Below are 19,179 nucleotides of genomic sequence, written 5' to 3' on the forward strand. Positions count from 1 at the left end.
AAGGCGAATCAGAAGCCGATCTCCAATTCGCTCCTCGCCCCTCACAACTCACTCCTTCAAAGCCCCACCGTTTCCACGATCTCGAGACCGTAGCCGTCGAGGGCGATCACGTTGCGGCTGGAATGGGAAAGCAAACGGATCTTTTTCAGGCCGATCGCAGAGAGGATCTGGGCTCCGATTCCGTACTCGCGCAGACTCATGCTCTTGTCCTCCGGGGAGTTAACCAATCCTCCGCCAGGTCGGCGAATGTAAACGATGGCTCCGCTGCCCTCCGCCGCGATGCGCTTCATGGCGAGCCCGATGGAGTCTTCGCCCTCGCTGCCCTCCGGATGGAAAATGTCTTTCACCACGTTCTCCGCATGCACGCGCACGAGGGTCGGCTGCTCGGAAATTTCTCCCGCCACCAAGGCCACGTGCTCCCGCCCGTCCAGCAAACTGCGGAACACTTTCATAGTGAAGGCTCCATGCACGCTAGCATACGGTTTCTCGCTGACCAGCTCCACCAGGTTCTCTCGCTTGTGGCGGTACTCGATCAAGGAGGCGATGGAGATAAGCTTCAGGCCGAAACGCTTCTTGAATTCATAGAGCTGCGGAGTGCGAGCCATGGTGCCGTCGTCGTTGAGCACCTCGCAAATCACGGCGCAGGGGAATTGCCCTGCGAGCGAGGCGAGATCCACCGCCGCTTCCGTGTGCCCGGCCCGTTCGAGAACGCCGCCCGACTTGGCCTTGAGCGGAAAAACGTGCCCCGGCTGCACCAGCTCGTCAGGACGGGTGTCCGGATCGGCCAGCAGCTTGATGGTGTGGTAGCGGTCGTAAGCGCTGATGCCCGTGGTGATTCCCTCTGCCGCATCGACCGAAACCGTGAAGTCCGTCTTATGCGACTCGCGATTCTCCTGCACCATGGGGCTGATGCCCAAACGCTGCAAATGGTGCGGCGTGCACGGGACGCAGATCAGGCCACGGGCGTGCTGGATCATCAAGTTCACGTTTTCCACCGAGGCTTTCGAAGCGGCGAAAACCAGGTCGCCCTCATTCTCGCGATCCTCGTCGTCGGTCACGATCACCGGCTTGCCCGCCGCGATGTCTGCGATCGCATCTTCAACCGAATCAAAAACTACTTCTTCTGCGTCTTCCGCCATAATCTCGCCAGCAAAAGCAGGAGCCATCGAACTGACAACCCGATAAACGTAGCGCTGAGCTTTAGCCAGCGACCGCATTGCAAGATCCCTGTAGGAAGCGACCTTGCGTCGCGATCAAAACGCTGAAATCGCGGCACAAGGCCGCTTCCCACAACGAGCTTCCCCTTACGGCCTGCGAATAGGCGGCTCGCCGACGTGCTTGATGGAATTGTCAGCGTTGACCATCACCAGCTTGGGCTTGAAGGCGTCGATGTCCGCGTCGTCCACTTCCTGGAAGCTGCAGATGATCACCTTGTCGCCGCGATGCACCAAACGGGCCGCCGCGCCATTGAGGCAAATCTCACCGGGCTTGCCCCAGATCACGTAGGTCGTGAGACGGTTTCCGTTGTCGATGTCGTAGACATCCACCTTTTCGAACTCCACCAGATCCGCCGCCTTGCAAAGCACGGGGTCAATGCTGATCGAGCCTTCATAGTTTAGATCCGCATCCGTCACCGTAGCGCGGTGGATCTTCGACTTAAGCATGTGTCGCTTCATAACTAAATTCTCCTGTATCAGGCTTCCGCCCCTTCTTTTTCTGGCTCGACTGGATTCCAAGTCAGCATCGCGTTCACGCCCCGCAAAACGAGGTCGGGCACGATCTCGTCAAACAAACCGGAGTCGCGGTAAAGCTGCGAAAAACCGCCCGTCGCCACGATGCGCGTCGCCTCGTCCCCAAAGGCTTCCTGGCGGATGCGTTCCACCAAGTGGCGAATCATGCCGAGGTAACCGAAATACAAACCGCTCTGAATCGCTTCCGTAGTGGAGCGACCGAGGGCTCGCTTGGGAGCATTGATTTCCACAAAAGGCAACTTCGCGGTCTTGGAGCCCAAAGCCTCCATGGCCAAGCCCAAGCCCGCGCAAATGGAGCCGCCCAAGTACTCGCGCTGAGCCGTCACTGCATCCAAAGTGATAGCCGTCCCAAAATCGACCACTACGACGTTCATTTCTGGATACATCTCCGCCACCGCGATCGCGTTGGCGATGCGGTCCGCCCCCACTTCCAGCGGGTTGCGGGTCTTGATTTTCAAGCGCGTCTTTACGCCGGCTTCCAAGAAGAGCGGCTCGAGGGCGAAATAGATGCGGCAAGCATTGCGCAACGAGTGTACCTCGTCCGGCACAACGCAGCTGATTCCGATGCGCTCGATGCGGCTGGGATCCACACCATGCTCGCGCAAAACGGCGACCAGAAACAGGCCAATTTCATCGCGCGAAGAATGGGCGCTCTCCTTGCGAAACTGGGTCACGAAACGGCCATCGTCATAGACCGCTCCATGCATCTGCGTATTTCCAACATCGATACAAAGATTCATCGCACCGCCTTTCTCTCTACATTGTCTATCAAGCGTACGCCTTCCAGCACCACCGCGCCGAGGCGACGCTCGCCGCGATCTGCCACGTACTCCGGCTCGAAGCCAGCCGCCTTCAATTCATTCATTGCAGTGGCCTCATCACTCGCCGTATTCAAAATCTGGTTAAACTTAGCGGCTTGCTTGAATCCCTCCGGCGACAAGCGGCGATTACGCGAACTCATAGCCAAACCGCTCTCCTCGCGGATAGTGGGACAAGCCACAATTTCGACTGGCAAGAAGAACGCATCAACCAAGCCTTTCACTAGCTGCAGCTGCTGCCAGTCCTTCTCCCCAAAATAAGCGCGTTTCGCGTCACCAACCATTAGAAGCTTCATTACCACCGTGAGCACGCCATCGAAATGACCGGGACGATGCTCCCCTTCCAACTCGGTGGATAGCTCCGACTCGCTGATCTTGTAGCGATAGTCGTCGGGATACATGTCTTCGTATTGCGGAGCGAAAATCGCGTCCACTCCGAGTTCCTGCAAGGCTTGTAGGTCTTCCTCGAATACAGCGGGATACTTGTCGAAATCCTCCTGCTTATTGAACTGGGTGCGATTGAGAAAGATGCTCACCGCCACGTGCTCGTTTTCCGCAAGAGCCCGTTTCACAAGATCCAAGTGTCCCGCATGCAAGCCGCCCATGGTCGGGATGAAACCGAGGGTAGACGTACCCACAGTTTCCTTACGCCACGCGCGGTAGGCCGCTACCGACTGCAATACTTGCGTCATGGCCCTAGCTTTCCAACTTCGCCAAACGGGAGGAGTACTCTCCTGCCGCTGGAAACGTCGCGCTTCGCACGTCCGCGCAATAGCGATCGACCGCTAGGCCGATGCGTTCGCTAAGCGTTTCGTACTTACGAGCAAAACGTGGTTGGAAGCTGGCATCCATGCCGAGTAGGTCGTTGATGACCAAAACCTGTCCGGAAACGTCCGGACCGCAGCCGATCCCAATGGTCGGGATGGAAATCGCATTCGTCACCTGAGCCGCCACATCGCCCGGAATGCACTCCAGCACGATGGAGAAGCAGCCAGCCTGCTCCAGCATTTGGGCGTCTTCGATCAAGGCGCGGGCCGCCGCCTCGCTTTTGCCCTGCATCTTGAAGCCGCCAAACTCGTTGACTGACTGAGGCGTGAGACCGAGGTGCCCCATGACGGGGACTCCGCTGTCCACGATGTGCTCGACCAGCTGGATGTTGCCCTTACGGCGCTCCAGCTTCACCGCGTTGGCGCCGGCTTTCATGAGCTGGTCCACCGCGTCCATGGCATGGTCGATGCCCTTGCGATTGGAGAGAAAAGGGAGATCGGCGATGATGACCTTGTCCGGGGCCCCGCGACGCACGGCAGCGGTGTGGGCGGCGATCATTTCGACGGTGGCGTGAACGGTACTGTCAAAACCATGCACCACCATGGCGCAGGAGTCGCCGATTAGAATCGAGTCAACGCTCGTGGCGTTCACGATTTTCGCGGTCGCGGCATCGTAGCAAGTCACCATGGTGATCGCTTTGCCGTCCGCCTTCCATTTGAGGAAGTCAGGTATGCTTTTCATGTTTCGGGTGCCTGTCGCGAGGATCAGGATCCTAATTTGAGTTAATACTGATTTCTTGGTGCCCCGGGTCGCTGGAACAAGTTCTCAACGCTCGAGACCCGTGTAACAAACGAACGAAAGCCGTATTTTCAATGCAAAACGGATTGATTCACTTTTCGTCCCCATTTCCGGTTGAAATGCGTCAAGCGGATCGCGAAGCTGCCAGCCGATTCTTCCCTCATGGCAAACCTCATCGTACACGGCGGCAAACCTCTCTCCGGAACCATTACCCCATCGGGCAATAAAAACGCGGTTTTGCCGATCCTGTGCGCCACTCTTCTCACCGACGAACCGGTGACCTTAAGCAACGTTCCCGCCATCACGGACATCGAAAAGCTGGTCCGCTTCTTCCGCGAGCTCGGCTCCCGCATCGACTGGGATCGCGAAGCCAAGACCATGCGGCTTGACCACTCCGACCTCGGCTCGGACTTCGATCCGCAAACCTTGCCCCAAGGCATGCGCTCGGCCGTCCTGCTCTTTGCCCCTCTCCTGCAACGCTTTAAGGAAATCCACCTCGACTCCAACCCCAAGGGCTGCGCCCTCGGCATCCGCGAGCTCGACCCGCATCTGGAAATCCTCACCTGCCTCGGAGCCAAGGTCGCCCACAACGGCGAGCTAAAGCTCTCCATAGCCGACACGTTCAAGGCCGCCTCCCACTGGGCAGACTACATGTCGGTCACCACCACGGAAACCTTCGTCATGGCCGCCGCCACCGGCAACGGCGTCTCCACTCTCACCAACGCGGCCAGCGAACCGCACGTGCAGGACCTTTGCCGTTTCTTGCAGAGCATGGGAGCCAAGATCGAAGGCATCGGCACCAGCGTCATCACCGTCACCGGCGTCGACTCGCTCTCCGGCACCGACGCCGCCATTTCCTCCGACCACCACGAGGTGGCGACTTTCCTCGCCTTGGGCGCCATCACTCGCGGCGACGTACGGATCACCCATTCCGTGCCACAACACTTCGACCTGATCAACCGCAGCTTCGCTAAGCTCGGAGTCGCGATCGACTACGAGGGCGACACTGCCATCTGCGGGCCTCAACAAACGCTCAAAGTCCAACAGCCCTTCACCTCCAATTTGCTGCCCAAGATCGAGGCGGCTCCCTGGCCTTATTTCCCTGTAGACTTGCTTCCACCGATGGTGGCCCTCGCCACGCGGGCCGAAGGCGTAATGCACTTCTGGAACAAGGTTTACGAAGGCGGTTTCGCCTGGCTGCCTGAGCTGGTGAAGTTCGGCGCCCACGCGGTGGTGAGCGACCCACACCGCGTCATCATCTTCGGCCAACGCCCCATGCGACCTGCCGAAGTGGAAGCTCCCTATATCATTCGCGCCGCCGTGGCGCTCTACATGACTGCGGCCAGCATCGAGGGCCGCTCCATCGTGAAAAACGCCGACCCTATCCGCCGCGCCCATCCGCACTTCGCGGAAAACCTGCGCAAGCTCGGCGCCGAAATCGAGTGGGACGAGTAGCCTTGTAGGAAGCGGCCTTGCGCCGCGATTGAAGTGGTCTCTGGTCCGCTAGGACAGCGGACCCTACCTCGTGGAATTGAGTCCTTACGCGCGACGCAACTTAAGCTCTGAACCCGCTTTCTGCCGCGCCCCGGAACGCACGCGCTTGGCAAAGTTTTGCAGCAAGACTCCCATACGCTCGCACTCGCATGCGTTGATCCGTTGCTGGTAAGACATTGGGATCGTATCCACATAACCGTTACGCAAAAATGCCTGCCACAAGTACCGGAGGTCCTCGCTATTCATCTCAGGATGAAACTGGACGCCCGTCAGCAGGTCGCCAAGCGCAAAGGCTTGCACAGGCGTGTGAGCAGTAGAGGCGAGAAGTTCGCAGTCGGGCGGCAGGGTCAACACTGCATCGTTGTGCGTCTCCACAGACCAGATACAAGCGCCCTCGACGTCGTCGAAAATAAAATGCTGCCGCCCTTTTTCCGAAATTCGAATTGCCGGAGCGCCTAACTCGATTCCTTCCGGATGGCGGGCGACGTGGGCTCCCAAGGCCCGGCCCAGCAACTGAGCTCCGTAGCAGATGCCGAAGAAGGGAATCTCGTTATTCTTGCAGATCGCGATGAGGTCGAGCAAGTGGTCGTTGAAAGCGGTGTCCTCCCACGCCGACGCTTCGGAACCTCCCAGTATCACGCCATCCGCCCGCGAAGCCCGGCGGCAAAGCTCGGCATCCTTGGCAGTGGTGTACTCGAAGACGACGTCCTCCACATTGCGCAAACACGCTTCGTAGCAAGAGCGAGAACTCCATAGCACGCCGCCGTCCCCCGAAGGCAGAGAAAGGTCGAGCGGGTCTACGATGAGAAGCTTAGGCATGGAATTAGAAAGTTGATAGCGCAGATTGGCGTTATCTTGCTGAGAACCAGTACGCGCGCCATCACAAAAAAGGCGACCCAGCCTAGCGCTCGGGTCACCCTTTTCACAGTCTTTTAAAATTACTCAAGGACTCGTTAGGCCTATTCCACTAAGGCGAACAAACGGTCGCCGTCCTCCCACATGGTAACGTCATTGGCCGCTAGGTGCACCTCGCGATCGGAAGCCTTCAGTTCTTTCAAGGATCCGTTCAACGAAGCGACGTAGAGCGTGCAAAGTACGCCGGTGGTGCGGTTGCGGACCCTCATGTGCACGCCTTGCTGCCCTTCGAGAAAGCAGTAGCGAGCACCCACTACTTCGTAGGCGGAGAGCAAACCTTGCTTCACATGAGGCGTCACGGAGAAAGCCAAGTCCTTGAGGCTGCTTTGAACCTCGTCAAAGGAATGGGCCTCCACGTCGAAAGGTCGCACCCCGTTATGGCGCATGGCGATTTCGCCGGCCACCTTGGTTGCGAACTTGGAAACGTCGTAGTTCTTGCCGATCTGGAAGGAAACCAGCATCACGAAGGCAGCAGCGGCTGCCACAGGCAGCCAAGGGCGCCACCATGCTCTGTCGTGAATTTCCTTCGCCTTCTTCCCTCGGGCAAGGATCGTCTGAACCGAAGCTGCCGAGAGGCTTTCCGCCATGAAACAATCGCGGATCTTCTGGTCTAACTGTTGATCGTCGGTAGTCATTTTGAATATCGAAGCGAGATTACTTCTTCGTTGCGTCACGAAACTCTCCACCGAAGGCCTTCGCCAACTTCTGGCGAGCGCGGTGGATGTGACTGAGAATGGTGCCCCGTGGGGAACCCGTCTGTTCTGATATTTCCGTAGCCGTAAACCCCTCGACTACATTTAGATAAATTGCTTCCCGCTCCTCGGCTCGAAGCTTGCCGAGCACCAGCTCCATGTCGAGGGACACGCCGTTGGACTCGCCCTTGCCGGGTTCGGGAGATTTTTCGAGTGGCTCAAACTGCACGATCTTGTCGCGGCGCTTGATGTCATAAAAAAGGTTGCGGATCGTCCTGAAGAGGACGGGAGTGCCCTCGACTCGGCCGTAGGCACGCATCAGCTTCAGCCACGCTTGCTGCACCAAGTCTTCCGCATCCTGATGATGACGGGCAATGGAGAGAGCGTAGCGATAGCCTGCCTGCACGAGCTCTGTCTCCGAGAGGGACTTGCTAGCGGTGTTGGAGGAGGTCATCGGTTCGTTAGATCTATCGGGAAAAGTAAGTACTTCAGCGCTCATGTTCAACATGGATTTGATGTTCGGTTCGCCAAATTCATAGAAACTGCAGGGCGGCGCAGGCTTCGGTACGGCAAGCTGCACAGTCGGGAAACGCCCCGTGTTTGCGGCTGATTGCCAAATTTCGCCCGCGCTACAAAAATCCCTAGAAGCGCTTCAGTCGCGCCTCAGCCGCCTCGTAAAGAGGCCGGCGCGCCCTAGCTGGAGCTAGCGAGGTAGCGCTTGAGGTAGCACTCCAGTTGCTCGAACTGCACGGGTTTCGACAAGTAGCCGTCCATCCCCGCCTCGTGACATTCGCTCCGCATCCGCTCTGACGCATGGGCCGTCATCGCTACTATCGGAACCCTGCGTCCCGAGCTTCTTTCAGTCTCTGACTCGCGGATCACCTTGGTCGCCTCCAAGCCGTCCATCAACGGCATGCGCACATCCATGAGCACCAGATCGTAGTGGCTGTCGCGGAGCTTCTCCGTGGCCACGAGCCCGTTCTTGGCCCACTCGAAGGGAACCCCTAACTTGCGGAGCTTCGCTTCCACAAGCTTCATGTTCTCGACGTCGTCTTCCACCAACAGAACGCGATTGACCCCGAACTCCGGCGAGCGCGGAACGAGTTTCGGCGCGTCTCCCGATTCTCCAAACCGCTCGTCGTAAACGTAACGCACCGGTACCGACAAGGAGAAGACCGAGCCCTTTCCGACCTCGCTCGATACGGAAATCTCTCCATCGAGGCACTCGGCAATGCGCTTGCAGATCGAAAGCCCCAGCCCCACTCCCTCGTGCTTGCGCTGCAGGGACATGTCCAACTGGGTGAATGGCTCGAAAATAAACTCCTGCATTTCCGGACTGATCCCCAAACCCGTATCCTCAACTTGAATACACACTTCCACCTTTTCTCCGGGCAGTTCCACAACCTTTGCGTCCAGCCATACCTTGCCGCCGTCCTTGTTGTACTTGACCGCGTTGGAAAGGAAGTTGATGACCACCTGGCGGATCTTGCCCGCATCGGCGAAAAGCTGAACGCCTTCCGGGACGCATTTGGAGTCAAGGGTGCGCAACGCTACTTCGATTCCGTTCGCAGCGCCGCTGCGCTCCGCTATGTCCATGGCGTTGCGGCAAAGGTCCGGTAAATCGAAAGCTTCCGGATTCGCCTCCAAACGCCCCCCTTGAGCTCGCGTAAACTCGAGTATGTCCGTTATCAAATTGAGCAGGTGCTCGCTGGAGCGCCGAATCGAACTCAGCATTCCCATCTGCTCCTCATTCTGCTCCGTGAGCATGAGCAGGTCCACGAAACCGATGATCGGATTGAGCGGCGTGCGCAACTCGTGGCTCATGACCGAGAGAAACTCGTCCTTGGAACGATTCGCTTCCTCCGCCGCCTGCTTGGAAGCCAGGAGAGCCTCTTCAGCTTTCTTGCGGTCCGAGATGTCTTGGATGAGGGTTAGGTAAAGGGAATCGGTTTCTCCTAGGACCTTGGCCAAACGCCGCACCGAGATGATAGCGAAAATCTGCACTCCGCCCTTGCCCTTCAGCCAGCGCTCCTCGCTGAAACCGGGCTGGCAGCGCTCCTTCAAGGCTTGGAAGGGTCCCACCTCTTTCTCTGCTTCTGCCGGCACCACCCAATCGTCGAAAACGGTCTCCAAAAGCGACGTCTCGTCCGTCTCCAGCAACTCGCCCAAACGCTTGTTCGCCTCCACGAAACGTCCCGAGCTATCCAAGATGGCCATGCCCGCGACTCCGAGTTCGAAATACTCGCGGAAGCGCTCCTCGTTCGACCGGATGATCGCCCCCTTCTCCTCGATCTGCTCCAACATCTGGTTGAAGGCATCGACCAAGACTCCCGTCTCGTCGTTGAAAACCTTGTTCTGCCGCTTGGAAAAGTCGCGATCTTGGGAAATGCGATGGGCCGTCTGAGCCAGCTCGAGAATGGGCACGGTGATGAGACGGCTCATGCGAGAGGCGATCCAAATGACGAGCACGGCGCCCATGCCTAACAACAGGACGAAGAGCAAAGACTTGACCGCAAACGCTTCGTAAATCGGCCCTAAGTCCCCCACCAGGTAGACATAGCCTCCCGGCGAATCCAATAAAGCGTTCTCGTTGAGAGCCGTTCCGAATCGCTCTCCAGTTTCAAGAGAACCAACCGGCTCCATGACTTCAATACGACTCTTCAAGTAGGACAGTTCAACATAGCCCTGCGACTCGAATCGCGGTGCAAATCCATCAGGAATTTCACCGATACTGGCGAGTTTTACACTGTAGCGATCAAAGACAGCACCGTAGATAAGTCCTTCGTTTTTGAAGAAAGCCCGCAACATCTTCTCAGCCCCAATAGAATCTTCGAAGTCTAAATGTGGCGTCGTATCCATGGCGATAACTTCCCCCAACGACTGGTACTGGCTTACGATCGCCCGCCTCGAAAACGCATAGTCAAAAACCGCCAAAAGCACCACTGTGATAAGGATCAGGCCCAATCCCGAAAGCCCGAGGATCAAGGCGATCTTGCGATTCAGCGAATAGTCGCTGACGCGGCGAAGCAGCTTCGCCCAAATGCTTGAAAAAAGCGCCCTCATCACCGGATCAACTCCACCGCCCCCCTCGATAGCCTAGACTCAATCTTGATGCCCGAATCCTTCGCTCGCTTCAGGTTGATCCCGTACTCCGGCTTGCGCAGCGAGGAAACCTGCAGCCGGATGATGCCGCCCTTTTCCAAAATGCTGTCATGCTCCCCGATCACCAAAACCGGCTTGCCCGCCAAGGAATCCAACAAATCCAACGGCAGCTTCGACTTGCCCGCAATGTAAACCAAATCGAAATCAAGGTCGTCCACTGCCGCGCCCGACAATTCCACCAGCTCGTAAGCCAAGGGGTATTTGTCACACAACTCCGAAAACATCTGCAGGTAGCCCTTCCCGCGGGTACGATCGTACACCCCAACGCGAATCCGTTGCCCCAACTCCACCTTGGCCTGACCGTCCCACTCCACGTACTTGAGAACTTTGAGGGCCAAGGTCGGGAAAATCTCGCGCTCGTCCACCCCGTCTCCCGGCGCCCCTTCCAAGGGCGGCAGCGAAACGAGCAATAGCGGAAGAACCGCAAACCAAGCGGGCTTTACAAATTTCAACAAGATCGCAGCGGAAAAAGGCTTAGAAAGGGACTCCGGCAAAACTGCCGGCTCTGGAGGCAGAGCTTAGAGCAGGCGGCAGCAAATACAACCCCGCCCTCAAAGGATGAAAATACTGCCACCGCAATTTACAACTATTTAGCACCCTTCTGTTCCCATTGGCAACGAACAGAAGCGACCCGCCAAGCGGAGGTCTAAAAATTCCCGGAAAGTCGCCCGCTCCTGTTGACCGTACCCCCAAGCCCCCTTCCTTGAAGCTGAAATCAACACGACCGGAGACCGGCGTCTGTTACCCGCCCAATCCGCCAACTCTAAGCAAACCCCATGAACAGACAAAACGCGATCCACGACGAAGACCCCACGCTCCTAAAGTTCGGCGAGACCCTTATCAACCGTTTCCTCCTCATCGAGGCCCACCACAACGCCAAGCGCGCCTCCCCACCCCAAGTCCTAAGTCCCCTCGCTCAGCTGCAAAAACTGCTGACCTATTTTCTCGACCAAACGCTGCGCTCGGGAGCTAGGCTGGAAGCCTTCTACCAAGACAAAGCCCACTCCTACTACCTAGAGTTCAACGCTTCGCTGCAAACCGCGATCCGGATCGAGCAAACGCTGGCAGCCTTCTTCGCCATCGGTCCCAAGCCCTACGTTCTGCATCGGTACGTGGGAGCCGCTACCGATTGCCTGAAGCTGAGCAGAACCGCCCCCCCTCCAGCCAAGGAACCGAATAGGCTTCCCTCCCCAATCACTCCAAAGAGAGCGCACCCTCTGACCGTAAAAAACCCCAAAAGCCGCTAGGCAATCTGCCGATATCCTAGGGACGCGAGCAAAATGGAAACCCCACCTTCCGAAAGCAGTTTTGAAGAAACCGTGAAGAGCATCGGAGAGCTCCACGGCAACATGGCTGTGCTCTCCAAGCTGGACGCGGTCCTCAAGGACCTGAACACCGACATCTCGGAGCCCGAGCGCCTCATCCAGTCCGACGGCGCCATCTCCGGCACCATCGTCCAGATCAGCAACAGCCCCCTCTACGGCTTCTCCGAAAAGAGCGACAGCATCGCCACCGCCCTGCAAAAAGTCGGCTACAACCAAGCCCTCAAGCTCGTCGGCATGGCCCTCTCCAAACAGGTCTTCATGCGCGATCTCGAGTCTTACGGCATCACCGCCGACAGCTACTGGCGCTACAGCTACTTCACCGCCGTTTTCCTCGAGCGCCAAGCCAAGACGCTCGGACTCGACAGCGACGAAGCCTACCTCTACGGCCTTCTGCACAGCATCGGGCGCGTCGTCATCAACGAGATCCTGCACGCCCGCCAAATCGAGGTCTTCTGGGACCGATTCATTCCGGAAAAGGAATGGGAGCTCATGACCATCGGCTTCAACAACCACAAGGCAGGCGCTCTGCTCCTGCAAATCTGGGACTTCCCTCCCGAGCTCTGCAAGCGGGTGGAAACCCAAAACAACGCGCCCGCCCAAAGCAAGGACCCGCTCATCTGCTTGCTCGACTACGCCCGATCCCTCGCCAACTACCTGATCGACCCACCGCGCCTGAAAGCCCTCTGCAAGCCCGGCGCCCACCCGATTCAAAAGCAGCTCAAGCTCAACGCGAATCAGCTGTACAAGGAAGTAACTGAAATCGAATCCCTAGTGGATGAGGTTTACGCAAGTTTGAAGGATTGCTAGCATGAGCGAGACGGCTAAAAGAAAAGGAGTATTCAATATCTTCATACTGGATGACAGTTCATCCACTCGAAACATTGCGAAATACAGCCTCGAGCAAAACCTCCCCTGCTCCGTCGAATTGTTCGCCGACCTGCCCGCTCTCCTCAGCCAGATACCACGCAACACGCCCGACCTCATCCTGCTGGAGGACAATGCGGAGAGCGACGTAGGAATTTCCGCCTGCGAATCCCTCAAGAAAGCCCCCGTTTCCCAAAGCATTCCCGTATTCTTCCTTTCGGCAAAGAAGGATCCGAGCAAGCGGGTGGCCGCCCTCAAAGCCGGAGGCGTCGACTTCCTGCTCAAGCCCTTCTACCCAGAGGAACTCGTAACCAGAGTTCGAATACACATCCAAATGCATCGTCTCCGTCTGGAGAACGCAGCTCAGATCGCCGAACAAAAGGCCCTGCTGCGCGTGCTCTGCCACGACTTGGTCAACCCCATCTTCGCCGCCCACAGCCTGCTCGACCTAAAGCTCAGCCTCGGCAAGCCCGTGGAGGAGCCCACCCTGAAAAGCGTGCTCAACTGCTGCCAAAGCGCCCTCGACATCGTCACCCACGTTCGAGAGGAGCACAGCTTGGTAAAGACGAACAAGCAGTTCAAGAGCGAGACTGTCCTCGTAGCAGAAGCCTTCGAGGAAGCCCGCAGCACCCTTGGCGAACGGCTATCCAAGAAGAGCCTGACGCTCACCCTCGAAGCCCCCGAGGACCTGCAGCTTGAGGTAAAGCGGGTCGTGCTCGTGCACAACATCCTCAACAACCTGCTCACCAACGCCATCAAGTTCTCCCACGAAGGCAGCAAGATCGAAGTCCGCGCCCGCAAGGACGACAGCGAAGAATTCTGCGTCATCGAGGTTCGAGACTACGGAATCGGCATGCCCCCGCAAATCCTCAAAAACGTCTTCAAGGACGCAGCCAAAACCTCTCGCAAGGGAACCGGCGACGAAGCCGGCACCGGCTTTGGCATGCCGCTCGTCAAACGCTACGTCGAAAAAAGCGGCGGAGCCATCAGCATCGCTTCCGTGGAGGCTGGCGAGGACATCGCCCCCAGCGATCAAGGGACAACCGTGAAGCTCACTTTCCCACTCTAGGACGAGCCCTCGTGACCCGCAGCCAAGCAGTAAGAGCAAACTCCCGCACGCCGCAACCCAGAGATAGCTTGCCTCTGCAGGTTGATATTTCCCAGATCGTATTCACAGTTTGGTCATTCCAATCAACTTGCCCGTAAACGATCGCTCGCCCCAGCCACCCCCTCTCCAGATCCGATGCCCGACGACGAACAGCTAGAGATTTGGAAAAGGCAATACCAGCGCGAGAAGCAAAGCCGCAAAGAAGCCGAAGCGCTGCTGGAGAGCAAAAGCCGAGAACTCTACCTCGCCAACGAGGAGCTCAAGTCGCTCACCAAAGAGCTCGAGAAAAGGGTCGCCGAACGAACCAAGATCATCGAGCGACAAAAGAACGAAGCCCTGCTGCAAGCCGCCCAATTGCAGGAGTCGGAAAAGCGCTTCCAGGACGTAACTCAAGCCGCAGGAGAATACGTTTGGGAAACGGACGAAAGCCTCACCCTCACTTACCTTTCAGAACAAGCGAGCGACTCCTTGGAGTACGATATCGAGGACCTTGTAGGCTTCCCTCTCGTATCCATCTTCGCCAACCAGTCCGACGATGATCAAGACAGCATCAACTACTTGATAGAGCTCTTCAAGGAGAGGAAAACCTTCAAAGGCCAAGCCCTCCGATGCCGCGACAAATCGGGTAACTTGAAATGGCACACCATCAGCGCGGTGCCCAAGATCGACCCACACCAGCGGTTTCGTGGCTATCGAGGAACTGGGCGCGATATCACAGACATGCAAAAAGCCCGCGACGAGGCGATCAAGGCAGCTCGCGCCAAGTCGGAGTTCTTCTCGAACATGAGCCACGAGATACGCACTCCCCTGAATGGCATTGTCGGAATGAGCAGGATCCTACTCGAATCCAACTTGCGCGAAGACCAGTTTAACTACGCCCAATCGATCAAGAGCAGCGCCGATAGCCTCGTCACCCTCGCAAACTCGATCTTCGACATATCCCTGATCGAGTCAGGGAAGCTTGAGCTCAAGGAGAAAGACTTCTCCATCGACGAGCTCCTGGACAGTTGCCTCGACTACATCAAAGGAAAAGCCGACCCCAAGAGTATCGAACTGAGGTTCGCCGTCGCAAGGAACGTTCCCCAATACGCCTTCGGTGACGCAGCGCGCCTAAAACAAGCGATCCTCAACCTCCTCGAAAACGCTGTGAATTTCACGAATCAAGGAGAAGTAATGCTGAGCGTGCAAGCGACCGAGAACGACTTGATCTTTGAAATTTCGGACACAGGTATCGGTATTTCCGATACAGAAATAGAAAAAATATTCAAATCTTACGAATCCAGCCATAGCCTATCCTACCAAAGAGAGGGCGGCTCCGGACTCGGACTTTCCATCAGCAAAGGCATAGCCGAAGCCATGGGCGGACAGCTCACCGCAACCAGCGCCTTGAAGAAGGGAAGCACCTTCCGCCTTAGCATTCCCTCGAAGAAAGCTTCTATCGAAGCGCTATCGTATCCAGAAAAACATTGCGCCGTACTTTCCAGCGACAATCGTCAGGCAAAGCGCCTCGCCGAAAGACTACAGCGCCTTGGGTGCCAAGTAATTGATACCCTCGAAGCGTCTCAAGAATGGGAAAAGCTGTCGCAAAAAGGAGACCTCCTCGCTTTCCGATTTCTTCCACTCGGCCAAAACCGGCCTAGCGAAGCCGAGGAGAAGCGGGACCGTGCCTTACGTGAAAAAGGCGCTTCCCTCGTCTATCTGCACAGAGAGTCCGAGGCGGGGAACGAGCCGGGAGTCGCATACATAGATCGTCCTGTGCGCACCTACCGCCTGCTGCGCGCCCTCGCTCCCGATCCACTCCCCGACGATTCTGCAGCCAATCTCCCTTTCAAGGGAATTAGATGCCTCGTCATCGACGATAATTCAATCAACCTTCAGGTAGCGGAGTCAATGCTGAGCAAGTTGGGTGCTCTCGTAGAGGTAACCACTTCCGCTTCAGCTTGTATCCAAAAGTTGAAACACTCTAGCTTTGAAGTCATCCTGATGGATATTAGGATGCCTAGCGTCAACGGCGTCGAAGCGACCCGCATGATCAGGTCCAACGGCATCGCAACGCCTATCATCGCCGTAACCGCGAACGCTGGCGAAGGAGAGATCGATACCTTCTTCCAGGCAGGGATGAATGGATATATCCCCAAGCCACTGCTGAGTAGCGAACTTGAAGCGGAAGTCTCCCGTTGCCTAAAACTGAAGCAAAAGACCCAAACGCCTGCAACAACAGCAGCCCACGGCAAAACCTCAAACGTTTTCGACGAGCTCGAACTCCTCTCACTCTTCTCCCACAACTTCGAACTATCCAAGCTCGTCGTATCCGAATTTTCCAAACAAACCAAATGCCTGATGGAAGAGCTCACCCAGCTGGTCAAGGCGGACAATCCCACCAGCACTCGAGAGTGCCTTCACAACCTTTCCGGTTCGTCCTTCAACCTTCGAGCCAACGCATTCGGCGAATCCTGCGCGAAGCTCAGCAAACTCATAGGAAACGAGGCCAGCGAACAAGTGGTCGACGCTCAGTTGAAAACTCTCCACGAAGACTACGCGACCTTGCGGGCCCGTTTGGAAGCATTCTTGAACACATAAAAAACCAACCGACCCACGACCGCGCATGAAAGGTATCATATTCACAGAATTCCTCGAGATGGTGGAGGAACGTTTCGGAATCGAGATTCTCGACGAGCTCACCACCCACAAGGGGAAAGGTTGCCCCATGTCCTTCACCTCCGTCGGCAACTACCCACATCAAGACTTGGTCGGCATGGTTACAGTGCTCAGCAAACGCACCGGCATCGATCTAAACGACCTGCTAACCACCTTCGGACGACATCTCTACTCGATGTTTCAAAAGAAATTCCCCCACTTCCTGGAGCACCACACCGATCCCCTCGACATCCTCGAAGGCATCGAAACCGTCATCCACACCGAGGTCCGCAAACTCTATCCTGAAGCCCGCCTTCCACACTTCGAATGCGAGCGGCCCGATAAGGATACCTTGATCATGAGCTACAGCTCGAATCGCCCCTTCGCCGGCGTCGCCGACGGGCTGATACACGGCTGCATCGAGTCCTTCGGCGAAACGGTCGCCGTCGACCGCCAGGACCACGAGGTCGAAAGCGGATCCGCCTCGACCTTCACGCTCAAAAGAACCGCCTCCTAGCTTTCGATGCCACGCACAGCCAAGCTTCCCTCTATCCTGGCCGCCGACGACGACGTCGTCGTGCAACGTCTCGTAGCCCACTCCTTCGAAGCAGCCGGCCTCTACGTCACTGTCTACGAAAGCGGCAAAGCGCTGCTCGATAACGTCAACGAGGACACGCTCGTCTGCTTGGTCGACATGGTCATGCCTGAGGTTTCGGGAATGGATTGCCTGCGCGCCATCAAGAAAAAATTTCCAAACACCGAGGTTGTCATTCTCACCAACGTCAATGACGCCAGCAACGCCATCGAAGCCATGCGGCAGGGCGCTTTCGACTACCTCACAAAACCCTTCGATCCAGACGAACTCTGCCTCAGCGTGCGCAAGGCCATGCAACTCGCCAAAGCCAGCCGAGAAAACGAAGGCTTGCGCGAGGCTGTCAACTCCGCCCCCTCCCTCGGATCCAGTCCCCTCGTGGGCGACGCCCCATCCATCGCCCGCATCCTCAAGATCGGCAACCGGATCGCCAAGTCCAAGAACTCGGTTCTCATCAATGGCGAAAGCGGAACCGGCAAAGGCGTCATGGCTCGCTACCTGCACTCCATCAGCGATCGAGCCGACAAGCCCTTCATCACGGTATCCTGCCCGTCACTACCAAAAGATCTCTTGGAATCCGAAATGTTCGGCCATGAAAAAGGAGCCTTCTCCGGGGCCATCCAAAAACGCCTCGGCAAGGTGGAGCTCGCCCACGGAGGCACGCTCTTTCTCGACGAGATCGGCGAAATGTCGCTCGACCTGCAGCCTAAGCTCCTCTCCTTCATCCAAGAACGAACCTTCTACCGCGTCGGAGGCGAGAAGCAGCACGAGGCCGACGTGCGCATCATTGCCGCCACCAACCGAGACTTGCAACAGATGTCGCAAGACGGCGGGTTTCGAGAGGACCTCTACTTCCGCCTCAACGTCCTGCCCATTACCATGCCGCCCCTACGCGAGCGTCCCGGCGACACCCTCCTGCTCGCCCAACACTTCCTGAAAAGGGCAGCCAAACGAGAAGCCTCACCCGCTCCCAGCCTGAGCGTCGAAGCTGCCCAAGCCCTGCAGGCCCACGACTGGCCCGGCAACGTGCGCGAGCTGGAAAACGTGATCGAGCGGGCCTTCACCCTCCGCGAAGAGGAGGACAGCATCCAAGGCGAAGACTTACCCGCGGAACTGAGGGCAGCCAAAAGCCAGGCCTCAACCGCGACTCCGAGCTTGGCCGGCAAAACGCTGAGCGAAATCGAGAAAATCGCTATCGAGCAAACCCTCGAACACTGCAAAGGCAACAAAGCCGAAAGCGCCCGGATGCTGGGCATTTCCGAAAAGAGCATCTACAACAAAATGAAGCGCTTCCAATCAGGATCCTGAGCATGCAGTAAAATTTACTGTCTCTGAAAAAGTTCAGTCCAAACACAGTAACTTTTACTTTACCCTCTGCCTTCGCACCTCAATGCGAGCAGAGGGCTTTTTATTTTAATCCCTAATTACCAGCAGTTTACAAAACATAGGATTTAAGTTGGCGCAGCGCATGCGATACGGGAGGCATCACACTCAAACACACCTGAAGCTCACTGAGATAAAGAAAATGCACCAACAAACACTATCATTCGTCATCCCGGCCATGAACGAGGAAGCCACCTTGGGCCCCCTCTTCGAAGGCATACGCTCCCAGACCCGCAAGCTCGGCAAGCGCCTGGAAGTCGTCTTCGTCGACGACGGCAGCACCGACTCCACCTGGCAGCGCATGCGCGACATCGCCGACGCCTTCCCCGAGGAGGTCAAGGCCGTCAGGATGCGGGCAAACGTCGGCAAGGCTCGCGCCCTCGCCGTCGGATTCGAGCGGGCCACCGGAGACGTCGTCTTCACCATGGACGCCGACCTGCAGGACGATCCCGTGGAGATACCCCGCTTCCTCCAGAAGCTCGCCGAGGGCTACGACCTGGTCTCCGGATACAAGCAGACCCGCCACGACCCCTGGCACAAGGTCCTGCCCAGCCGCGTCTTCAACAAGATGGTCTCCAAGCTCAACGGAGTCGAGCTGCACGACCACAACTGCGGCTTCAAGTGCTACCGCTCAGAGGTCGTCAAGGCCGTCAAGCTGCAGGGGGAGATGCACCGCATGATCCCCTGCCTCGCATCCATCGAGGGATACCGCTGCGCCGAGATCGTCGTCACCCACCACGCGCGCCAGCACGGCGTCTCCAAGTACGGGGTCAAGCGCTTCGCTCGCGGGTTCTTCGACATGCTCACCGTGCACTTCCTCAAGAACTACAAGGACCGCCCCCTGCACCTCTTCGGAGGACTCGCCGCCGTCG

Annotated in this window: 18 protein-coding genes; 8 read left to right on the forward strand and 10 right to left on the reverse strand. The window is 57.3% G+C overall.

Translation table 11 applies throughout. The features are described 5' to 3' along the window. Positions 1–56: 56 nt before the first annotated feature. The 5 genes from ribB to panB form a co-directional block, all read right to left on the reverse strand. A complete protein-coding gene (gene ribB / locus IEN85_RS01995; protein WP_224772403.1) occupies positions 57–1,166 on the reverse strand; it encodes a 3,4-dihydroxy-2-butanone-4-phosphate synthase in 1,110 nt (369 codons plus the stop codon). 138 nt (positions 1,167–1,304) lie between these two features. Continuing rightward, on the reverse strand, positions 1,305–1,676 hold the full coding sequence (panD, locus tag IEN85_RS02000; RefSeq protein ID WP_191615397.1) for an aspartate 1-decarboxylase: 372 nt from the start codon (positions 1,674–1,676) through the stop codon (positions 1,305–1,307). Between the two features lie 17 nt (positions 1,677–1,693). After that, a complete protein-coding gene (locus IEN85_RS02005; protein ID WP_191615398.1) occupies positions 1,694–2,491 on the reverse strand; it encodes a type III pantothenate kinase in 798 nt (265 codons plus the stop codon). Continuing rightward, the gene (panC, locus tag IEN85_RS02010) at positions 2,488–3,261 is read right to left on the reverse strand and encodes a pantoate--beta-alanine ligase (RefSeq protein ID WP_191615399.1); all 774 of its coding nucleotides are present in this window, start codon (positions 3,259–3,261) and stop codon (positions 2,488–2,490) included. The genes IEN85_RS02005 and panC overlap by 4 nt, the downstream gene beginning before the upstream one ends. A gap of 4 nt (positions 3,262–3,265) precedes the next feature. Next, positions 3,266–4,078, reverse strand: a complete 813-nt coding sequence (panB, locus tag IEN85_RS02015; RefSeq protein ID WP_191615400.1) for a 3-methyl-2-oxobutanoate hydroxymethyltransferase — start codon at positions 4,076–4,078, stop codon at positions 3,266–3,268. A 219-nt stretch (positions 4,079–4,297) separates the two neighbouring features. Here panB and IEN85_RS02020 point away from each other — a divergent pair, with 219 nt between their 5' ends. Continuing rightward, entirely contained in the window at positions 4,298–5,590 is a 1,293-nt protein-coding gene (locus tag IEN85_RS02020) for a UDP-N-acetylglucosamine 1-carboxyvinyltransferase (protein WP_191615401.1), read from the forward strand. A gap of 84 nt (positions 5,591–5,674) precedes the next feature. Here IEN85_RS02020 and IEN85_RS02025 read toward each other — a convergent pair whose 3' ends face one another. The 5 genes from IEN85_RS02025 to IEN85_RS02045 form a co-directional block, all read right to left on the reverse strand. Then, complete coding sequence (locus IEN85_RS02025) at positions 5,675–6,448, reverse strand: type 1 glutamine amidotransferase (RefSeq protein WP_191615402.1); 774 nt, start codon at positions 6,446–6,448, stop codon at positions 5,675–5,677. A 140-nt stretch (positions 6,449–6,588) separates the two neighbouring features. Beyond that, a complete protein-coding gene (locus IEN85_RS02030) occupies positions 6,589–7,179 on the reverse strand; it encodes a hypothetical protein (RefSeq protein ID WP_191615403.1) in 591 nt (196 codons plus the stop codon). A 19-nt stretch (positions 7,180–7,198) separates the two neighbouring features. Beyond that, positions 7,199–7,735: an RNA polymerase sigma factor gene (locus IEN85_RS02035; RefSeq protein ID WP_224772404.1), complete on the reverse strand. Its 537-nt coding sequence runs from the start codon at positions 7,733–7,735 to the stop codon at positions 7,199–7,201. 194 nt (positions 7,736–7,929) lie between these two features. After that, positions 7,930–10,299 carry an ATP-binding protein gene (locus tag IEN85_RS02040; protein ID WP_191615404.1) on the reverse strand — a complete coding sequence of 790 codons (2,370 nt, stop codon included), beginning with the start codon at positions 10,297–10,299 and terminating at the stop codon, positions 7,930–7,932. Next, a complete protein-coding gene (locus IEN85_RS02045) occupies positions 10,299–10,853 on the reverse strand; it encodes a YfiR family protein (RefSeq protein WP_191615405.1) in 555 nt (184 codons plus the stop codon). Before IEN85_RS02045 ends, IEN85_RS02040 begins: the two co-directional genes overlap by 1 nt. Before the next feature lie 321 nt (positions 10,854–11,174). On the opposite strand from IEN85_RS02045, the gene IEN85_RS02050 reads away from it, so the two are divergent. From IEN85_RS02050 to IEN85_RS02080, 7 genes are all read left to right on the forward strand, one after another. Then, complete coding sequence (locus IEN85_RS02050) at positions 11,175–11,645, forward strand: hypothetical protein (protein ID WP_191615406.1); 471 nt, start codon at positions 11,175–11,177, stop codon at positions 11,643–11,645. Positions 11,646–11,678: 33 nt separating this feature from the next. Beyond that, positions 11,679–12,530 carry an HDOD domain-containing protein gene (locus IEN85_RS02055; protein WP_191615407.1) on the forward strand — a complete coding sequence of 284 codons (852 nt, stop codon included), beginning with the start codon at positions 11,679–11,681 and terminating at the stop codon, positions 12,528–12,530. A gap of 1 nt (position 12,531) precedes the next feature. Further along, positions 12,532–13,656, forward strand: a complete 1,125-nt coding sequence (locus IEN85_RS02060; RefSeq protein WP_191615408.1) for a hybrid sensor histidine kinase/response regulator — start codon at positions 12,532–12,534, stop codon at positions 13,654–13,656. A 174-nt stretch (positions 13,657–13,830) separates the two neighbouring features. Next, positions 13,831–16,275, forward strand: coding sequence for an ATP-binding protein (locus tag IEN85_RS02065; RefSeq protein ID WP_191615409.1), 2,445 nt, complete (start codon positions 13,831–13,833; stop codon positions 16,273–16,275). Between the two features lie 25 nt (positions 16,276–16,300). Next, positions 16,301–16,849: a heme NO-binding domain-containing protein gene (locus IEN85_RS02070; RefSeq protein ID WP_191615410.1), complete on the forward strand. Its 549-nt coding sequence runs from the start codon at positions 16,301–16,303 to the stop codon at positions 16,847–16,849. 6 nt (positions 16,850–16,855) lie between these two features. Then, positions 16,856–18,232, forward strand: coding sequence for a sigma-54-dependent transcriptional regulator (locus IEN85_RS02075; RefSeq protein WP_191615411.1), 1,377 nt, complete (start codon positions 16,856–16,858; stop codon positions 18,230–18,232). A 217-nt stretch (positions 18,233–18,449) separates the two neighbouring features. Then, the coding region (locus IEN85_RS02080) for a glycosyltransferase family 2 protein (RefSeq protein WP_224772405.1) at positions 18,450–19,179 on the forward strand (730 nt) is incomplete at its 3' end.

Source organism: Pelagicoccus enzymogenes (assembly GCF_014803405.1).
Lineage (GTDB): Bacteria > Verrucomicrobiota > Verrucomicrobiia > Opitutales > Opitutaceae > Pelagicoccus > Pelagicoccus enzymogenes.